18 protein-coding genes, 1 tRNA gene and 1 pseudogene are annotated in these 18,522 nt (G+C 67.8%); 10 read left to right on the top strand and 10 right to left on the bottom strand.

The window, feature by feature from the left end; genetic code table 11:
* The first annotated feature begins 57 nt into the window (after positions 1 to 57).
* Positions 58 to 225, top strand: a complete 168-nt coding sequence (locus ABD301_RS37310) for a hypothetical protein (protein ID WP_163571214.1) — start codon at positions 58 to 60, stop codon at positions 223 to 225.
* A gap of 4 nt (positions 226 to 229) precedes the next feature.
* Here ABD301_RS37310 and mscL read toward each other — a convergent pair whose 3' ends face one another.
* The 4 genes from mscL to ABD301_RS37290 all read right to left on the bottom strand — a co-directional run bounded on the left by mscL (position 230) and on the right by ABD301_RS37290 (position 2,370).
* Entirely contained in the window at positions 230 to 634 is a 405-nt protein-coding gene (mscL, locus tag ABD301_RS37305) for a large conductance mechanosensitive channel protein MscL (protein WP_344314823.1), read from the bottom strand.
* 28 nt (positions 635 to 662) lie between these two features.
* Positions 663 to 1,169: an RcpC/CpaB family pilus assembly protein gene (locus tag ABD301_RS37300; protein ID WP_344314822.1), complete on the bottom strand. Its 507-nt coding sequence runs from the start codon at positions 1,167 to 1,169 to the stop codon at positions 663 to 665.
* 163 nt (positions 1,170 to 1,332) lie between these two features.
* Positions 1,333 to 1,677: an FmdB family zinc ribbon protein gene (locus ABD301_RS37295; RefSeq protein WP_163571216.1), complete on the bottom strand. Its 345-nt coding sequence runs from the start codon at positions 1,675 to 1,677 to the stop codon at positions 1,333 to 1,335.
* Positions 1,678 to 1,764: 87 nt separating this feature from the next.
* Positions 1,765 to 2,370 carry a 5-formyltetrahydrofolate cyclo-ligase gene (locus ABD301_RS37290; protein WP_344314821.1) on the bottom strand — a complete coding sequence of 202 codons (606 nt, stop codon included), beginning with the start codon at positions 2,368 to 2,370 and terminating at the stop codon, positions 1,765 to 1,767.
* A gap of 83 nt (positions 2,371 to 2,453) precedes the next feature.
* Here ABD301_RS37290 and ABD301_RS37285 point away from each other — a divergent pair, with 83 nt between their 5' ends.
* The 7 genes from ABD301_RS37285 (at position 2,454) to ABD301_RS37255 (ending at position 11,009) form a co-directional block, all read left to right on the top strand.
* Positions 2,454 to 4,511: a sensor domain-containing diguanylate cyclase gene (locus ABD301_RS37285; RefSeq protein WP_344314831.1), complete on the top strand. Its 2,058-nt coding sequence runs from the start codon at positions 2,454 to 2,456 to the stop codon at positions 4,509 to 4,511.
* A 274-nt stretch (positions 4,512 to 4,785) separates the two neighbouring features.
* Entirely contained in the window at positions 4,786 to 5,724 is a 939-nt protein-coding gene (locus tag ABD301_RS37280; protein ID WP_163571220.1) for a UTP--glucose-1-phosphate uridylyltransferase, read from the top strand.
* A gap of 34 nt (positions 5,725 to 5,758) precedes the next feature.
* Positions 5,759 to 7,000, top strand: coding sequence for a molybdopterin molybdotransferase MoeA (locus tag ABD301_RS37275; protein ID WP_344314819.1), 1,242 nt, complete (start codon positions 5,759 to 5,761; stop codon positions 6,998 to 7,000).
* Positions 7,001 to 7,006: 6 nt separating this feature from the next.
* The gene (locus ABD301_RS37270) at positions 7,007 to 7,621 is read left to right on the top strand and encodes a GNAT family N-acetyltransferase (RefSeq protein ID WP_163571221.1); all 615 of its coding nucleotides are present in this window, start codon (positions 7,007 to 7,009) and stop codon (positions 7,619 to 7,621) included.
* Between the two features lie 313 nt (positions 7,622 to 7,934).
* Positions 7,935 to 9,659, top strand: a complete 1,725-nt coding sequence (locus tag ABD301_RS37265) for an ABC transporter ATP-binding protein (protein ID WP_344314818.1) — start codon at positions 7,935 to 7,937, stop codon at positions 9,657 to 9,659.
* Positions 9,660 to 9,786: 127 nt separating this feature from the next.
* Complete coding sequence (locus tag ABD301_RS37260) at positions 9,787 to 10,884, top strand: hypothetical protein (RefSeq protein ID WP_344314817.1); 1,098 nt, start codon at positions 9,787 to 9,789, stop codon at positions 10,882 to 10,884.
* Positions 10,885 to 10,935: 51 nt separating this feature from the next.
* Positions 10,936 to 11,009: transfer RNA gene (locus ABD301_RS37255), tRNA-Ala, on the top strand.
* Positions 11,010 to 11,358: 349 nt separating this feature from the next.
* Here the strand turns inward: ABD301_RS37255 and ABD301_RS42640 are convergent.
* A pseudogene (locus ABD301_RS42640) lies at positions 11,359 to 11,679 on the bottom strand (N-terminal phage integrase SAM-like domain-containing protein); the annotation flags it as partial.
* 539 nt (positions 11,680 to 12,218) lie between these two features.
* On the opposite strand from ABD301_RS42640, the gene ABD301_RS37250 reads away from it, so the two are divergent.
* Positions 12,219 to 12,443, top strand: a complete 225-nt coding sequence (locus tag ABD301_RS37250) for a hypothetical protein (protein WP_344314816.1) — start codon at positions 12,219 to 12,221, stop codon at positions 12,441 to 12,443.
* Between the two features lie 47 nt (positions 12,444 to 12,490).
* Here ABD301_RS37250 and ABD301_RS37245 read toward each other — a convergent pair whose 3' ends face one another.
* Positions 12,491 to 14,083 carry an FAD-dependent monooxygenase gene (locus ABD301_RS37245; protein WP_344314815.1) on the bottom strand — a complete coding sequence of 531 codons (1,593 nt, stop codon included), beginning with the start codon at positions 14,081 to 14,083 and terminating at the stop codon, positions 12,491 to 12,493.
* Positions 14,084 to 14,160: 77 nt separating this feature from the next.
* Here ABD301_RS37245 and ABD301_RS37240 point away from each other — a divergent pair, with 77 nt between their 5' ends.
* The gene (locus ABD301_RS37240) at positions 14,161 to 14,772 is read left to right on the top strand and encodes a TetR-like C-terminal domain-containing protein (protein WP_344314814.1); all 612 of its coding nucleotides are present in this window, start codon (positions 14,161 to 14,163) and stop codon (positions 14,770 to 14,772) included.
* 88 nt (positions 14,773 to 14,860) lie between these two features.
* Here ABD301_RS37240 and ABD301_RS37235 read toward each other — a convergent pair whose 3' ends face one another.
* The 4 genes from ABD301_RS37235 to ABD301_RS37220 form a co-directional block, all read right to left on the bottom strand.
* The gene (locus ABD301_RS37235) at positions 14,861 to 15,280 is read right to left on the bottom strand and encodes a nuclear transport factor 2 family protein (protein WP_344314813.1); all 420 of its coding nucleotides are present in this window, start codon (positions 15,278 to 15,280) and stop codon (positions 14,861 to 14,863) included.
* Positions 15,277 to 16,170: an alpha/beta hydrolase gene (locus ABD301_RS37230; protein ID WP_163571230.1), complete on the bottom strand. Its 894-nt coding sequence runs from the start codon at positions 16,168 to 16,170 to the stop codon at positions 15,277 to 15,279. Before ABD301_RS37230 ends, ABD301_RS37235 begins: the two co-directional genes overlap by 4 nt.
* Positions 16,171 to 16,200: 30 nt before the next feature.
* A complete protein-coding gene (locus tag ABD301_RS37225) occupies positions 16,201 to 17,031 on the bottom strand; it encodes a helix-turn-helix domain-containing protein (RefSeq protein WP_344314812.1) in 831 nt (276 codons plus the stop codon).
* Positions 17,032 to 17,114: 83 nt separating this feature from the next.
* Entirely contained in the window at positions 17,115 to 18,518 is a 1,404-nt protein-coding gene (locus ABD301_RS37220) for a CBS domain-containing anti-phage protein (RefSeq protein WP_344314811.1), read from the bottom strand.
* Between the last annotated feature and the right edge of the window lie 4 nt (positions 18,519 to 18,522).

Here is an 18,522-nt window from a genome sequence, read left to right as displayed (position 1 = left end):
CTTGGGCCGCCGGCAATGTCCCTGTTTGTCGCCCAAAAAGTGAAACGGAGTCTTTTCATGACTGCGCCCGACGCGGACCGTGAGGTCCCGCTGGCTGACGATGACCTCGACATTCTCCCCGACACCACCTCGGACGAGCGGGACGAGGGCTGGGGCGACCACTACGGCGACGAGGCCCAGGCCGCCGACCAGCGACTGCTGGAAGACCGGCCGCCGCACTGGTGACGGGTCACTTGGACCGTACGAGCGCGTCCCGGATCTCCCGCAGCAACGCCACCTCCTCGCTGACCTCCTCTTCTTTCGCCGGCACCGGCGCCTTCGAGCGGGCCCGCAGCTCGGCGATCTTGTTCATCGGCACCACGAACGCGAAGTAGACCACCGCGGCGATCAGGATGAACGTGATCAACGCGTTGATCACGTTCCCGTAGCCGAGCACCACGTCGGTGCCTCCCGGGTTGTGCTGGAGAACCAGCCCGCCCTTGGAGCCGACGCCCGGCACCAGCTGGATCAGCGGCTTGATCAGGTTGTCGACGATCGAGGTCACCACCGCGCCGAAGGCCGCGCCGATGACGACGGCGACGGCGAGGTCGACGACATTGCCTCGCAGGATGAACTCCCGGAACCCCTTGAGCATGTTTTCCCAGCCCTTTCCTCAATGTCTGCTAGCGAGAGAGTACGGCGACGGTTATCCGGGCTTCTGTCGGGATTGCGGCGATCCGGGCGGCCGCGTCTGGTGGTATGGCGATAAAGATCGCCTCCGCATGATCTGCGGTCGCGTCGGCGGCCCGTACGGCCAGCACCTGCGCGTCGGACGCCACCACCACCGCGGTGGCCGACCCGCCCGGCTGGGTCGCGGCGAGCACGTCGATCCGGTCGCCCACTTGCAACGCCTGGGCCGCCGAGGTGCCGATCTCGACCGTCAACCCGACCTGCCCCGGCGGCACCAGCCGCGGCCGCGGCGCGCTGGGGGTGGGGGAGGGTTGGCTGGCCACCGGGTCGGGGCCGGCCGCCAGCAGCACCAATCCGGCGAGGCACACCAACGCGGCCGCCACTGCCGGGCGCACCACTCGCCCGGGTCGCGGTAACCGCACCCAGAACCGCCACGACCGGCGGTCCGGTCGAAGGTCGGGATCGCCGCTGTTTCGCTTCGTCCACGTGAACATGCCCATGGCTGCGACCGTACGGAGATCGGAGCCAGCCGAGCAGGCCGGAGCGGGGATCTGTGGATATGAAATCGCACTGTGGATAACCCGGTGTCGGCTGTGAAATCTGCTATGCGAACACGGAAATCCCCTGCTCCCGAATCCGGGAACAGGGGCTGAGGTGCACGTCTTAGCTGGCCGCGGCCGCAGCTGGCGTGCTGCTGGCCGGCTTGGAGCTGCTGGTCGAGGAGTCCGAAGAAGAACTGGCTGGCTTGCTCGCGCCGCTATCGCTGGAAGACGACGTGCTCTCGCTCTTGGCGCTGGTGGAGGCGGCGGCCGGCGCGACCGATTCCTTGGTCGACCGGGAGTCGGTGCGATAGAAACCGGAGCCCTTGAAGACCACGCCCACCGACGAGAAGACCTTGCGCAGCTTGCCCGAGCAGTTCGGGCAGCTTGTCAGCGCATCGTCGGTGAAAGCCTGCACGGCATCGAACCGATGACCGCATTCGGTACAGGCGTACTGGTAGGTTGGCACGGGTTTCCTCCGTCTGGCACTCAATCTCTTCGACTGCTAATCGTGCGTCAAAGCCGCCGATTCGTCCAGCCGTTCACTGTGTGGCATTCAACCCGATCGGGGCTCGGCGGTCGCAGCCGGCAGGGTCAGCCAGCCCCCGGACGGGGTCACCACCGCGGTGATCCGCTGGTCGTGAGGCTCGGTCGGCACCACGTCCATAAGTTCGTTGTCGTAGGTCAGGGCCACGATCGGCACTCCGGCCGGTACCCGCGGCAGGCTCCGGTCGTACGAGCCGCCGCCGCGGCCCAACCGGCCGCCATCTCGGCCGACCGCGACCGCCGGCACCACCACCGCGCCGACTCCGGCCACCGCGTCGACGCCGAGGCGGCGCCCGACCGGCTCGACCAGCCCGCGACCGGCCGCCGCGAGGTCCGTCGGTGCCCGGTAGTTGGCCCAGTCCAGGTCGTTGTCCGCCCGTACGACCGGCAGCAGCACTCGGAAACCGGCCGCCAGCAACGCGTCCGGCAGCGGCTGCCCGGGCTCCGAGCCGATCGGGGCGTAACCCGCGACCGTACGTACTCCCAGATGGGACAGGCCAGCGGTCAGCGCGGCGATGATGTGGGCCGAGTCCGCGCCGCGGGCGGCTTCGGGGCGCTCGCGGCGAGCGGCGAGGAGCTCCGCTCTCAGCGTGCGTTTCGCGGTGGAGTGGGTCATGTGCGTAGTGTGCATGCCCGGCCGCGTACGCTCCGATCATCGCGGCTGGTGCTGGCCCACCGGACAGGGAGGCAGTGGTGACGATGCGCGCGCGGCTCACCGCCGCGTTCCTCGCGGTCGTGCTGGGACCGCTGGTTCTGGGTGCCATTTTCGTTGGCATCAGCGTACGAAGCGTCAACGACCAACGGACGGCCGATCGGCTGGAGCTGGCCGTCAGCACCGTGTCGACAACCGTCTCGGGCCTGTGCCGCAGCGCGTTGTCGGCGGCGACCATCGTGGCGACCGCGCCGGAGAGCGGCCGCAACGACGCGATCAACACCGTCCTTCGGCAGGGTTTGGCCGACGCCGTGGTGGTCCGCAATCCGGCTGGCACGCAGCTGGGCAACGGTGGTCTGGCGCTTACCTTCGAGGCCAACTGTGCGAGCGTCCCGGACGCCAAAGCGACCTCAGGTACCCAACCGGGCATCGCCGCCTCGGTGCAGCTGCGAACCGCTGACGGAGCACCGGCCGGCACCGTCGAGGCCGCGTTCATCCTGAACCCCAAGCTGCTGAACCAGCTCTCGGCGATCTCGTCGGTGGACGTGACCGCGCTGTCCAGCGGCGGCAACTCCGGCCTGACCACAGTGGAAAACAACAACGCTCCCGGAGTGGCGATCTCGGTCGTACAGCAGCTGTCGTCGCCGACTCCGCAGGTCGCGCAACGGACCGACGCCAACCTGATCGTGCGCGCGGTGCCACCTCGGCAGGGGCAGCCGCTGCTGTTGGGATTGAGTACGGACGGGCCACAGCTTCAGGGCATCTACGGGCTGCTGATCCTGGTGGTGCTGGTGGTGGTGGTGATCGCCGTGCTGGTCGCGTGGCGGCTGGCCCGGGCCACCACGATGCCGATCATCGAGGTCGCCGGCGCCGCCGAGCGAGTGGCAGCCGGTGACCTGGACGCCCGGGTGCCGGTCCGCGGCCGGGACGAGGTCGGCCAGCTGGCCAGCACCTTCAACCGGATGACTCGGGAGATGCAGTCGTACACGACCGCGCTGACGGTCAGCCGCGACCAGTTGCGCGGCAACCTGGCGCTGCTGGGCGACACGTTGTCGTCCACCCACGACCTGGACCGGATCCTTGAGGTCATCCTGGAGACCGCGATGGCCGCCACCGGCGCGCAGGCCGGTGTCGTGCTGCTGCTGGATCGCAGCGACGGCAGCTGGCCGGGCACCCTGGTTGGGCGCTCTGGGCAGAACCTGTCCGGCCGCGGGGTGAACCCACGGGACCTGCGGCTGGCGCTGGGCGAAGGCGTGCTGGGCGGAGTGGCTGAGAGCGGCGAGCCGCGGCACGGCCGGGTTCGCAACCCCGCCACCGATCTCGCACCGGTCGAGCCGCGTTGCCAGACGTACATCGCGGTGCCCTTCTCCGGCAGCGGCCGCGGTGCCGTCGGGGGCGGCGGCAGTGGTCGTGGTGGAGAGGGTCGGCTGCTCGGCGTGTTGGCCCTTTACGACCGGCTCGGCGCTGACGACTTCGACGACGGCGACCTGGTCACCCTGCGTACGTTCGCCGGCCAGGCCGCGGTGGCGGTGGAGAACGTCATGCTGCACTCGGAGGCCGAGCGGCTGGCGCTGGCCGATCCGCTTACCGGCTTGTGGAACTACCGCTACATGCGGGTGTCTCTCAAGCGCGAGATTGAACGAGCGGCCCGTTTTGAGCGCTCCCTGGCCGTACTAGCCGTCGATGTGGACCGCTTCGCCGGTGTCAACGAACAACACGGCCACACCGTCGGAGACGCGGTCCTGGCCGGCGTCGCGAACCGGCTGAAGGCGGCCGTACGCGAGGTGGACATGTCCTTCCGGCAGGGCGGCGAGGCCTTCGTGCTGTTGCTGCCCGAAGCCGACAGTGCCGGCGCCCAGACCGCCGCCCGGCGGATCTGCATGTCGCTGCGCTCCACCCCGATCACGCTGCCGGCCTCCGACCCCACCCGTCGCCCCACCGAACTGTCCGTACGCGTGACCGTGTCCGTCGGTGTGGCCCTCTACCCGCACAACGGCGCCACCCCCGAAGACCTCCTGGAAGCCGCCGAGGGCGCCCTGGTCGCCGCCAAAGCCGACGGCCGCGACACCTGGCGGGTCGCCGGCGTGCCCCGCCGGGTGCGGTAGGTCGCTCACTTTCGCTCGGCCGGGTGCGTGATTTTTTGGGGTGGGTACGACAGTTTCGTGCCGCACCTGTCCCGATAGCTGGACAATCATCCCAACAGGTGGCCGCGGACCCGCGGCGGACGTCGCTGAACAGCGGAAATGGGTCGTACAGGCCGAACGATCGGCAGAAGGCGGAGCGGACAGTAGCCAAGGAGAGCGGCGACACTACCCAAAGCGACTGGGCGTGCCGGACCGCGTCCACCGAGATCCACAGCACATGCCATAGCCTGCACGCATGCCTGAGACTCGTACGCATGCCGGCCGTGCCACCAAGGCTGTCATCCCAGCCGCTGGGCTGGGCACCAGATTCCTGCCCGCGACCAAGGCGGTTCCCAAGGAACTGCTGCCTGTGGTGGACAAGCCGGCGCTTCAGTACGTCGTCGAGGAAGCCGCCGCCGCCGGCCTGACGGACGTGCTGCTGGTGACCGGACGCGGCAAGTCTTCGATGGTGGACCACTTCGACCGCAAGCTGGACCTGGAGCAGTCGCTGGCCGAGTCCGGCAAGTACGACCTGCTGGAGGCGATCCGGCGGCCCTGCGAGCTGGCCTCGATCCACACTTCCCGGCAGCCGGAGGCCCTCGGCCTCGGCCACGCCGTGCACTGCGCGGCTGCGCATGTCGGCCAGCAGCCGTTCGCGGTGATGCTCGGCGATGACCTGATCGACGAACGTGACCCGCTGCTGCCGCGGATGCTGGACCTGCAGGCGCAGACCGGCGGGATCGTGGTCGGGTTGATCGAGGTGCCCAAGGAGCTCACCAAGTTGTACGGGATCGCGACGGCCACCCTGACCGACGAGCCGGACGTGGTGGCGATCTCCGAGCTGGTGGAGAAGCCGGAGCCGGACGAGGCGCCGAGCAACCTGGCGGTCATCGGGCGGTACGTGTTGCCAGGCGAGATCTTCGAAGTGATCGCCCGGACCAAGCCCGGCCGCGGCGGCGAGATCCAGCTGACCGACGCGATGGCGACGATGGCCGCGGAAGGTACGCCGGTGCACGGCGTGCTTTTCAGTGGCCGCCGCTACGACACCGGCGACCGCCAGTCATATCTGCGTTCGGTGGTCAAACTTGCCGCCGACCGCGACGACTTGGGGCCGGATTTTCGGGACTGGCTCAAGTCCTATGTGGACAGTGGATTTCAGTCCACTTTCGACTCTGGTCCCGGCGGCGCGCGATGATGTCCGGGTTGGCGTGAATTTCCGGGGGGGCGTAATGAGTTCCGAGGTGAGTTCCGGCGGAGTCGGACTGGCTGACTACCTTTCCGGGGTGCTCAGCGAGATCAACCCGCTGCGTCCGTTCGACCTGGCGCTGCACGACGCGCATGCCGGCGTGCTGGCCACCGACGTGCAGGCGCCGGGGCCGCTGCCGCCGTTCGACATGGCCGCCGTCGACGGGTACGCGCTGCGCGCCGACGACGTGTCCGGCGCGACCGAGCGGCTGCCGGCCCGGCTGTCGGTGATCGGTGACGTGACCTCGACGTCGTGGAAGCCGACCCGGCTGACCGGCGGCAGCTGTTTCTCGGTGGCCGCCGGCGCACCGTTGCCGGCTGGCGCCGACACTGTCGTGCCTACCAGCTGGACCGACGGCGGCCTCGTCGTCATCGAGGTGGCCGACGCGCCCCGGCGTGGCTCGTTCGTCCGCCGGACCGGCGATGACGTGGCCGCCGGCACGGTGATGCTGCCCGCCGGGACGTACGTGTCGGCCGGGGTTGTCGGGTTGCTGGCCGCTGCCGGCATCGACCATGTGGCCGTACGACCGCGCCCCCGGATGGTCGCGGTGGCCACTGGTGACGAGCTGGTCAACACCGGCCGGGTCGGCTCGCCGGGCCAGGTCGTGGACGCCAACTCGCACACTCTCGCGGCCGCTGCGGTGGAGGCCGGCGCGCAGGCCTTCCGGGTCGGGATTTGCCAGGACGACCCGGAAAAACTGCGTTCGCTGCTGGACGACCAGACCATCCGCGCGGACCTGGTGGTGCTCACCGGCGGCACCGGCACCGGCCCTGGGGACATGGTCCGTCGCACGCTCACCCGCGAGGGCGTAACTTTCACCGATGTCTCCGTTTACCCGTCGCAAGTGTTCGGCTTCGGCCGGATCGGCGACGAGCGCACCCCGGTGATCTGCCTGCCGGGCGACCCGGGCTCCGCGCTCGTCGGTTTCGAGGTGCTCGTACGGCCCGTCCTGCAGCGCCTGGCCGGCGCCGAGCCGGTTTTCCGGCCGTCGGTGAAAGCGCACCTGACCGAGACGGTGTCCTCGCCGCGCGGCTATCGGGAGTTCCGGCCGGCGTACGTGACCGAGCGGCGCGGCGGCGGCTACACGGCCGCACCGCTGGCCGGCGGCCCGCACCTGCTGTCCGGATTGGCCGCCGCGAACGCGCTGATGGTGCTCGGCGAGCGGATCGCGACTGCGCCGGCAGGGACCTCAGTGGACGTACTGCTCTTCGATCGGCGACGATAACCGGCCGTGTATCGACACCCTGGGTGGCCCGCGACCCTGACCGACGGCCCTGTCACGTTGAGACCGCACCGCTCTCGTGACGCGCGCGCGTGGAGCGAGGTGCGGCTGGCCAACGAGCGCTGGCTGGCGCCTTGGGAACCGACCCGGCCGCAGCCGTGGCGGGTGTCCAACGACGTGAGCCAGTATCCGAACCTGTTCCGGTCGCTCAAACGCGGCGTAAGGACCGGCGACACGCTGCCGTGGGTCATCACGTACGAAGGCGCCTTCGCCGGCCAGATCACGCTCTCGAACGTCGTTCGGGGCGCGTTCTGCTCGGCATCGGTGGGCTACTGGGTGGATGGCCGGCTGGCCGGCCGCGGGATCATGCCGACCGCTCTCGCGATGGTCGTCGACCACGGCTTCACCGCCGCCAGCCTGCACCGGATCGAGGTCAACATCCGACCGGAGAACGTCGCCAGTCGTCGGGTGGTGGAGAAACTGGGCTTCCGCGAGGAGTCCCTCCATGAGCGCTTCCTGCACATCGACGGCGCCTGGCGGGACCACGTCGGCTACGCGCTGACCGTCGAGGACGTGGCACCGTCCGGTCTGGTCGCGCGCTGGCGGGCTTCTCGTACGCCCTGATTCGCCGCTGCCGTCGAGGTTGGTTTCGTCGCCGCCAGCCGAAACCAAGATCAACTTCTTCGCGCGCGCGTCCTCAGACCCACCCCCACCCGATATGGGAGGGGGCCAGAATGAGGTGGGGGTACGACAGTTTCGCGCCCCATGGGGTGTTGGTTGCAAGATGGCCCATTGCGGGCGGTCGTTATCGAGCGGGTACGGCGTGACCTGCGGATCTATCGCGAATAGGTAACAGTCCGGCGACTGAATCGGCGTTCGGGCCACGAGGGCTGTCGCGGGTGTTCTATGCTGCCGCCGTTCCCAGAGTGAGGTGAGGATGTCGAAACTGACCAAGCCGTCCGACGCGCCGGCGGGGCCCGTGCTGGAGGTCAAGGACCTTCGGATCACGTTCCCAACCCAGCAGGGTCCGCTCAAGGCTGTTGATGGCCTCTCGTTCGAGTTGGATGCCGGCAAATCGCTGGGCATCGTGGGCGAGTCCGGCTCCGGCAAGAGCGCCACCTCGCTCGCGCTGCTCGGACTCCATCGGCGCAGCCGGGCGAAGATCACCGGCGAGATCGTGGTGACCGGCACCGACATGCAGTCGGCCAGCGACGAGCAGGTCCGGCAGATGCGCGGCAGCCAGATCGCGATGGTTTTCCAGGACGCCCTGTCGGCCCTGAACCCGTATTACACGGTCGGCGACCAGGTCGCCGAGGCCTACCGGTCGCACGTGCAGTGCTCGAAGAAGGAGGCCTGGGCCAAGGCCGTCGAGGCGCTCGACCACGTCCGGATCCCGGACGCGGCGCGCCGTGCGAAGGCCTATCCGCACCAGTTCTCCGGCGGCATGCGCCAGCGTTCGGTGATCGCCATGGGCATCGTCTGCCAGCCCCGCGTGCTGGTCGCGGACGAGCCCACCACCGCGCTCGACGTGACTGTTCAGGCCCAGATCCTGGACCTGCTGGAGGACCTGCGCCGGGAGACCGGCATGGCGCTCATCCTGGTCACCCATGACCTTGGCGTGGCGGCCGGCAGCACCGACGAGATCCTGGTCATGCAGAAGGGCAAGGAGGTGGAGCGCGGGCCGGTCGGTGACGTGCTTCGCCGCCCGGTGCACCCGTACACGCAGGCCCTGCTGGCCTCGGTGCCGCGGCTGGATTCGCCGTCGGCGAAGGTGACGGCCCGGCTGGAGGCCATCAAGGCCGGCACGATCGACAAGGACGACGCGCTCGTCCAGGTCATCAACCTGCACCAGACCTTCCGTAGCGGCCGAGGCTTCCTGGGCAGCAACCGGATCGAGGTCAAGGCGGTCGACGACGTCACGCTCGACGTGCCCCGCGGCCGTACGCTCGGCGTGGTCGGTGAGAGCGGCAGCGGCAAGTCCACGCTGGCGCGGTCCATCATCCGGCTCCTGCAGCCCACCTCCGGCAAGGTCATGTTCGAGGGCAAGGACATCTCGAACCTGCCCAATGGCCAGCTCAAGCCGGTACGTCGGGACATCCAGATGGTGTTCCAGGACCCGGTCTCCTCGCTCAACCCGCGCATTCCGATCGGCGAGAGCATCGCGCTGCCGCTGCGGATCATGGGCGGCAAGAACAGCCGACAGATCCGCCAGGAAGTGCAGGACATGCTGGAGCGGGTGGGCCTGGACCCGCAGCGCTTCAACGCTTATCCGCACGAGTTCTCCGGCGGCCAGCGCCAGCGCATCGGCATCGCCCGGTCGCTGATGCTGCGGCCGAAGCTGCTCATCTGTGACGAGCCGGTGTCCGCGCTGGACGTGACCACCCAGGCGCAGGTGCTCCGGCTGCTGGACGACCTGCAGGAGGAGTTCCACCTCACCCTGATGTTCGTCTCGCACGACCTCGCGGTGGTGCGTCAGGTGTGCGACCGGGTCGCGGTGATGCAGCACGGCAAGCTCGTCGAGCACGCCGACACCGAGGAGCTCTACAGCAACCCGCAGCACCCGTATACGAAGAGTCTGCTGGCCGCCGTACCGCTGCTGGACCCGGACGAGGCGCGCGAGGCGCGTCGTGTCCGCCGCCAGTTGCTCACCGTCGCCTCCTAGCTCGCTGCTTCGTCCGCAACGCCCCGTTCCCTGCGTCCAGCGCAAGGAACGGGGCGTTGCGGCCTTCACGGCCGTGACACGCCGTGATCACCTCCCAGATCGGGAACTGGTAGGCACGTAGCCTCGTGTGACAGTTGAGGCAGACGTGACGGAGGTGTCGATGCTGCCCTCGTCGATCCTCCTGTTGATCGCCGCGGTCGGGGGACTTGCTGCCCTCGTGCCGTCCCTGGTGCGCCGGTACGACCGGAAGCTGCGCGCCGATTTCGAGCTGCGTACGTCGATGATGCGGGTGCTGCGCCGGCGCCGTCGTCGTACGACGGTGCCTGGCCAGGTGCCGGTAGCGCCGCCCAGCGCGGTGCTGGAGGAGCCGGCCGACGAGCCAGTCACGCAAGCCTTGCCAGACCTCAGCGGGTACGTGCCGGGCGCCTCCGGCCGGGCTGTGGTGTCCGGTGCGCTGGTGCCCGGCTCGGTCGAAGACGACGCGGCTGTGTACGAGGCTCTTAAGGACGCCGACGAAAGTTTCCGGCAGACCGGGCCGATCGACCTGCGCCCCGACACGATCTCGCTGCCCGCCGCGGCCTGGCTGCACCTGCGCCGTGCGCTCATCTGGCTGGTGTCGCTGCAGAAGGAGCAGGTCACCAGGGTCGGCGCCGCGCAGAAGCCGGCTGCTCGTACGACCGGACGCGCCGCCAGCGGCCCGGAGCCCAGCCACTGGTGGCGCCGCCGCCGGCGCCGCGTGGTGACCGTCCTCGCGCTGCTGGTCGCCGGTCAGGTCGCCGGCCTGCTGGCGGTCGGTCCAGGTTTCCTGGTCGGCCTCAGCGTCTCCGCGATCCTGCTCATCGCGTACCTCAGCCATCTCCGGAACCGGGCCGTCGCCGAACGCCGTCGTACGCTCGCCCTGCTCCGCCGTCGCCGCCGCGCCCGCGACTTCGCCGCCGTGGTGATGACTGTCGCCGGCGCCGCCGAACTCATCGGCTCCGACGCCGAACGTTCCCTCGTCGCCTGGGTAGCCACCCCCGCGTCGGCCCGCCGCCGCCCCCCAGACGACTCCACCATCGCGCTGCTCGCCCGCGGCGGCTACCAGGTCGTACAGACCACCGATGGCCGCATGGGCCTGCGCCGCGCCCCGGCCCCACCCGAGCCACCCCGCCGCGCCCCGGCTCGTACGGACAAACCCGCCGCCACGACGCCACCCTTCGAGGAACGCAAGGTCGCCAACCTCTGACCCGGCCGATCAAGGCTTCCTAGCCTGCGTGCTAATGTTGGCGCCGTTCAAGGGGCTGTGGCGCAGTCTGGTAGCGCACCTCGTTCGCATCGAGGGGGTCTGGGGTTCGAATCCCCACAGCTCCACAAATTGGCGGCTCGTGCTCGCGAAGAGCGCGAGCCGTTGTTGTTCCGCGATTGCCCTGGGGGCGGAGCCCCCAGACCCCGCCCCGGGGGCAAGCCCCCGGACCCCCAGGTGTGGCTGGGTCGGGTGTTGATCTTCAGTCGGGTTCGAATTCTGTCCCCTCAGGTCCACGCATTGGTGGTCCGTGTCCGCTGAGGACGCGGACCTTTGCGTTCCGCATTGCCCTGGGGGCCCAGCCCCCAGACCCCGCCCCGGGGGCAAGCCCCCGGACCCCCGCGTGTGGTTCAGTTACGTCGTTGGGTGCGGTTTGGGTTCGAATTCTGTCCCCTCAGATCCACCTGGTCAAAGGCCCTATCCGCATTTCGCCGGATAGGGCCTTTGAGGTGAGGCACGCAGGTAGTTCCGGATGTTGGTTAATGTTCGTGACGACACCACCATGCCGCGGCAATCCGGCGCCGACCTTGCGCAGCACTGCTTTTTGATTGGCCGCTGGGCATCCGTACGTTGCTCACAACACTGACATGTCCTCGCGACCCGGTTGATCCACGTCTGAACTTCGCGTTTCTGTAGTTTGCTCAGCCGTTTGTCGCCGAGCCCAGGCACGATGTATAGCCGCATGAACATGTCGTAGTTGGCGTACGTCGACGGGGCGCGGTTGGGCTTAATCACGTCCTCAAGCCAGTGTCACATCAGTCACTGGTGCCTCCTACGTCCCGGAGTCACACCGTTAAAAGTGCAGTCCCCACTTGAGTGCGGCACGCCCTGCACGTCACGCCCTGTTACCTTTGACCGGGCGTCAGAATCAGTCACCTCAGCCACTCCAGCCCTGTGTTGATCTTGGTTAGTTGGTCTAGCCGAAACGGACATTCACTCGATATGTCCGCTTCGGGTAGACCAACTAACCAAGATCAACAACGGAAACAGCGAACCCCCGAAATCGAGCGTTCACGAGAGCACCGACAAAACGGTGCCTGGTTCGTTCTCCCCGTCGGTGGGCAGGATGTTCGGTTCGAAGAAAAGCTTAACGATCAGATGGCGCAGCTCAGGCCCGACCTGAGTCGGGAATCGCTCGGCGTCGGGCCCGACTTCCGGGCGTCACCCCGAACCCGCTCCTGAGCGGTGATGCACGCAAGCGCAATGCGGAACTGCGTACGGGGGCGCTTGCGCTCGGCGTTCTCGTCGACTGGCGGGAGGTCAACAGCAATCCACGCGTGGTCCTGATGTTCGACGTGGAGACCGCCGGCGGCATCTCGTTCCGCGGTATCGCGGACGAAAACCTCACGATCACCGAGCTCACCCGACTCGCGCCAGGACAGACGTTGCCCGTGCGCTACCGGCCGGCCGTCATGGACCACTACATCTGCCTTGCCCGGGACGCGGACCCCGCCCACGTACGGCAGCTCTCTGACGAGATCGCGAGCCGCAAGCGGACCTGACCCGAAGCCATGGGTCAGCGGCACGGATTGATCGTCACCACCATCAGTCAGCTCAGGTGGTGTGCAGCGGGCTGCCGGACATCCAGCGGCCGGTGGATCTGTTGATCGTGGACGAGGACGCGCAGTCGCTTGATGAGTGCGGCCGCGTCGTCGCCGGATGCGCGGGTGGCGAGGTAGCCATCCGGGCGCACCAGAATGAGCTCGCCGGGCCGGGCGGCGTAGATCCGCTGGAATTCGCCGTCAGCGTCGAAGATGCCGCTGCCCTTCGTGCTGTTGATCCGGTGTACGTGCAGGTGCTCGGGCATCGCGAGGTCGGTCACGACGGGCATTTGCGCGTCGAATGCAAGCAGGTTCCACTGCGGGCCCCGCAGCAGGTCGAACACGTCGACGGTACGGTCGGGGCCGATCAGGCCGATCGCGTTCGGCGCCCGGTCTCCCGCACCGAGGCGATCGGTCTCGTGGGACGCGGGCCCGGTGCGGTAGCGAATGCCCAGGCCAGAGGTGAGCGAGTCGTCCGCGAGCTGGGTGAGCGCGGTGGTCACCACGTCGATGCCGCCTTCGGCCTGGTCGGCGGTGTTCTGGTATTTCTCGGTGCTGATCGCGAGGACCTTGCGGGCCACCGGAATCCGTTCCGCCGCGTACGTGTCCAGCAGCTGCGGTTTCGTACCTGTCAGGACCGCGGCGAGCTTCCAGCCGAGGTTGTAGGCGTCCTGGATCCCGGTGTTCATGCCCTGACCCCCCGCTGGCGAATGTACGTGTGCCGCGTCGCCGGCCAGGAACACCCGTCCGCTGCGATAGTCGTCGACCATCCGTACGTTCACCCGGTAGACGGACAGCCAGCTCGCCCCGGTCAGCCTGACCCCGGCACCGCGCTCGTCGAGCAGCTGCTGATAGAAGTCCAGGCTCGGCGTCTGGGTGGCGGCGCCCGCCGGGATGAGGCACTGGAGCTGCCAGTTCTGCGTGTTGGGCAGCGGGGTGAGGATGAGCATGCCCTTGTCCGAGGTCCAGACGTGGGCGTGATCGCGGCGCAGGTCGGCGACGGTGACATCGCCGAGATAGAAACGCTGCTCTTCGTGAGTCTCGCCGTTGAGTGTCAGACCGATCAGCTTGCGGATGGTGCTCTTGCCACCGTCGGTTCCCACTACGTACCGCGCTCGTACGGTGCGCTCGCCCTGCGGCGCACGCAGTGTCACGGTCACCCCGCCCTCGTCCTGCGTGAGGTCGAGCGCCTCCACTCCCCATTCGACCGCGCCGCCGAAGTCGGCGAGGCGCTCGCGCAACGCGTGCTCGACGTCGAACTGCCCGATCCACAGGAGGTTCGGATACGGCGTGTGGAAGCTGTCCTTCGCGGGGACTGTGATCGACGGGTGCTCGACGGTGGTGCCGTGCTCGTCGTGGAACCACATCGGCAGGTCGGCGATGCCGGTGCGTACGACGTAGTCGACGGCGCCGAGGTCGTCCAGCACCTCCAGCGAGCGGGACTGGATGCCCTTCGCCTTGGACGCGGTGTTGGGCATCAGGTCCCGCTCAACGATGCGAAAAGCCACGCCGCGCCGAGCCAGATCACAGGCCAGCGTGAGCCCGGCCGGCCCCGCTCCGACAATGAGGACATCGGTCTTGGTCATCTCGTACTCGCTCATAGCGTCCCCTCGCTTGCTCGATTAGATGCCGCACTGCATCTAATAGCGACACTACGACGAGCTGATAAGATGCGCAAGTGCATCCAAAAAATTCCACTCCCTCGCATCGTCGGCGCGGCGCCGCGCTGGAGGAGGCGCTGCTCTCGGCGGCGTGGGCAGTGCTGCGTGAGAACGGGTACGCCGGGTTCACCCTGGAGGCCGTGGCCAACCGGGCCGACACCAGCCGCCCAGTGCTCGCCCGCCGGTGGGCGACCCGGCATGACCTGCTGCACGCGACGATCGCGTACGCGGGCACGGAGTCACCGATCCGCACACCGAACACCGGCAGCCTGCGCGAGGACATGATCGCGCTGTTGCGACAACTGAACACGCGTACCGACCTCGCGGCCGTGCTCGGAGTGCAGCTCGGCGGCTACTACCAGGAGACCGGCGAAACCCTTGCGGACCTTCGCGACGTTATCCTCAACGGCCAGGATCCGGTGATGGCCAGCATCCTCGCGGCCGCGGTCGAACGCGGCGAGGCGAACCCCGATCGCCTGACGCCGCTCATTCGGTCACTGCCCGCGGATCTGCTCCGTCACCACGTTTTCATGAATCTGCGACCAATGCCGCAAGAGGGGCTTGACGAAATCATCGACACCGTCTTTCTGCCGCTCGTACGACGAGATGGAGGGGCGGCCGACTATTAACGACAAACGACTCGGCGAACAGACCAGTAGGGCGTGTCTCCTCATCCGCCTGGGATGAGGAGACACGCCCTACGTCTTTTGGGCTGGTTCAGTGTCGTGGCGAGGTTTTCGCGCGCTCGAGGGCGGCGGCCGGTAGGTCGCGATTTCCGTCCTGATAGAAGAGCCGCAGGGTCAGCGCGCAGATGCGGTCGTCCCGGAGGTCGGCGACGTAGTGGCCGTGTACGCCCCATACCTCGTCGCCCAGTACGTGGACGGCCCGGACGTGGGTTTCGATCCGATCGTCCGCGGTTTCCACCACCGGACCGGTCAGGTGCTGGGTGGCATCGAACCCGGGAAGCAGGCCGCTCCACTGTTCGAGCAGCGTGTCCGCGGCGATGGTTTGCGGCTCGCCACCGAACAGTGACGTGTAGTCCAGTTCGACCTGGTCTGCGAGGCATTTTCGTACGGTGGCCCAGTCCAGGGCGTCGATCGCAAACAGCATCCGGGTGATGACAGTGGTGTCGGTCATGCGCTGAGGGTCCTCTTGAAATGGGTGGTGGCGGCGTCCACGGCCAGGTCGACCTGGGCTGGTTGGTCATAGAAGTCGGTCTGTCCGCCGTCGGACCAGACCATCTCGGTCGGTCCGCTGAGCGTCTTGCCGATCCGCCGGACGTTGTCTGGCAGCACGCAGTCGTCGCCGTGCACGAAAAGACTCGGCGTCGACACGGCGGACGCGGCACTCAGGCCGTCGAAGGTGAGCCAATAGTGCCAACTCAGTTCGGCCATCTGATTGGTCCACGCCGGCACGGCGCCGCGGTCGGCGTCGGCGTAGTAATCCAGCGGCAACGACATCCCAGCGCGGTCGTTGCCATCTTCGTACGCGGGCACCGTGCGGACTGAGCCAGTGCTCAGGTAATCCTGCAGGGCTTCCCGCCCGCGGCCTACGCGCAGGTCGACGCCAGCGGCTCCGCCGTAAAACGGCGCCACCGACTCCATGTCGTGGAACCAGCCGGCGACGCTGGCGAATGCGGAAATCGGGGCGCCGGCGGCGATCGCGGCTAGCGCGTACTGAGCGCTGGCGCAGATGGCCAGGTAGCCGACCTGCCGCGGATGGACGAAGGAAAGCGTCGACACGTGTTCGGCCGCGGCCTTGATGTCAGCGATTTTGCGCGCCGGTAGCTCGGCCTGTCGTGGGCCGCCGCCGCTCTCCCCGAATCCGGCGAAGTCGAATGTGAAAACCGTGAAACCGCGGGCCGCGAGTGCTCTCGCGTAGCGGTCTGCCATTTGTTCTTTCACGGTCAGCCACGAACCGGTGACAATCACCGCCGGTTGACGGACGAGAAGGTTTTCGGGCTCACGATAGATGCGAGCGGACAACGACACGTCGCCGTTGACGATGAGGTAAGGATCAACATTCACCCGGAGAGGATCGCACGCCGGGACTGGGGTTTACAGGGTCGGATCTTGCGGTTTTCGGCGTAGCTGGCCGGGAAGTACGCCCAGCTGCGCGCGGAACAATTGCCGGAAATGCCGCACGTTGGACAGCCCCACCGCGCGGGCGATGTCAGCGACACTCGAAGGCGTGTCCAGCAGCAACGCCCTGGCCCGGTCGATCCGCCGGGAGGTGACGAACTGATGCGGCGCCATCCCGGTGGTGGCCTTGAAACCACGGGCGAAGTGATAGGGGCTGAGCGTCGCCACCGTGGCGAGCGCGTCCAGGGTCAACGGGCCAGCCAGCCCGGCGTCGACGAACTCCGCCACCCGGTCAACGGTCGCGAGGGGCAGCCGGCCCACCCGCCGACGGAGCCGCAACCCGCCGTAGCGTTCCAAAAGGTGGCTGCCCAGCCGGTGCGCCACCGTACTGGCGGCGACGTCGCTGATTGCGGTGCCGGTCAGGTGCGCGCGTCGCAGCATCGACGCGACCGCCAGTACGGTCGCGTCTGCGACCGCCATCGCCGGCTCGATCGCGTCGAGGCTTCCGCCCAGCGACCGGAGCAGGTCCTGGGACGGATAGATTTCCAACGACTCACTGGGTTCGCGAACACTCGCCCAGGTGATCTCCTCGGCACCGGTCACGAACACCGCGCCGGCCCGGATGTCGGAGTAGCCCAGCCGCCCGTCCAGCCCGTAGATGGCGGTCCGGTGCGCGGTGAACGAAACCCCGATCTGGTACGGCTTGGTCTGGGTGGCCGTGACGGTGGGTGGCAGCCAGGCGTACTCCGACCGCATCCCGGGCCAGTGTCGTACACCCATCTGTACGGTGCCGCTGGCTGGTGGCACACACTCCTCGTTGATCTGTATTTGGCCACTATAACCGCTGTTGACCGATCAAGAACCCGATAAGGGGAGTCGACCGGCGGAGGTTAGGCGAGATCGCGATAGCGGTGGATGAGGCTGTTGAACCGCCGTAGCTTGTTGACCGCGTCCGCGGGGACCGGGTCAGGGTGGAAATGCATGACCTTGTTGCGGATCAGCCGGATTTCCTCCAGGCGGTTGATGAAGGTGCGGCGATCCAGCGGCCAGCCGAGTTCGACCCACACCTGCTGGTTCTCCAGTACGCGTTGGTAGTCGCCGATCGACAGCTGGTCGAAGGTCGCGACGGACCTGTTGCAGTGCCGCCGGATGGTCTGGATGTCGAAGGCGCGGCTCAGAACCCATCGCAACGTCTGGTCCAGTTCGCCCAGTTGGAAGAACGGAGTGGCCATCTCGCCGTAGCGATCCGCCACGTCCGCAGTGGTGACGATGCCGGCGATTTCCTTGGTTTCGTTGCGGACGAACACGAACTCTCGCTGCTGCAAGGTGGGAAGAACCTCGAACAGGTCGCGGTCGTAGTCGACGACGTCGACTCGATGGTCGATCGCGTCAGCGAAGCTCGCATCGGGCTTCTGGTGTCTCGCGTGCGCGATGGAGCGCCAGGTCACGGCGCCACGCAGATTGCGAGATCCGCTGAGCACGGCGAGCTGCGAGAAGTCGTTGAGAAGCATTTTCGTGATCGCTTCGTCGAACGTACTGTTCGGCTCGACGGACATGACACCGTCCAGCGGCGACAGGTTTCCCACTGTCAGGCGGACATTCAGGTCGCCGCCGCCCTCATCGTCCTCGGCAACCGCCGCGTCGTCGATGCCAGCGACCTCAGCGATCGCGGTCACCTCGGGCTCGTCGGGCGGTGTGGTCAGCGAAACCATCGTGTCCAGAGTCACCGCGCGGAAGCTGGGAGACGTCACGAGTCCATGGTTGGCGAGGTCGGCCTCGATCTGGCTGACCTGATCGCCACGGTCTTTGGCGCCCCACAAAGAAAGGAGGTCGCGGACCGAAATACGTTCCGGCTGCTGGTCGTCGGCCCGCCTGCGGGCCACCCGCAGGCGCTCATGCAGGCGTTGGAGTTCGGTGTCGGCATTCTGCGGATGGGCCGCGTCGGCCGCAATCGCCTGGTCCAGCAACTCCTGACGTACGGCGTCCAGCAATCGGCCCTGGTCGACTACCAGCCACGCCAGCCAACCGTCGACTGCCCGCATGCCCGCCGCGACCATGGCGGCGCGGGACGGCGAGCGGAATTCCTCGCCGTCCGGGTCAAGCCGGATCCGGCCTTTGTCGGTCACCGTCGCGTGGTACGTCTTGCCAATCCGATTGCGCGTAAACCTGAGATTCGTACCGGCCTTCAACAGTCCGGCCCCCAGGAGGTCGGAAACCGTGACGCGGCGACCGTCGATCAAATACATCGAGCGGCCGGCCGGTTCGTCGCGCTCGTCCAGCCTTTCGTCAGCCATCTCT

Source organism: Fodinicola feengrottensis (assembly GCF_039530045.1).
GTDB classification, from domain to species: Bacteria; Actinomycetota; Actinomycetes; order Mycobacteriales; family HKI-0501; genus Fodinicola; species Fodinicola feengrottensis.
This window is presented reverse-complemented; position numbering and strand designations above follow the sequence as displayed.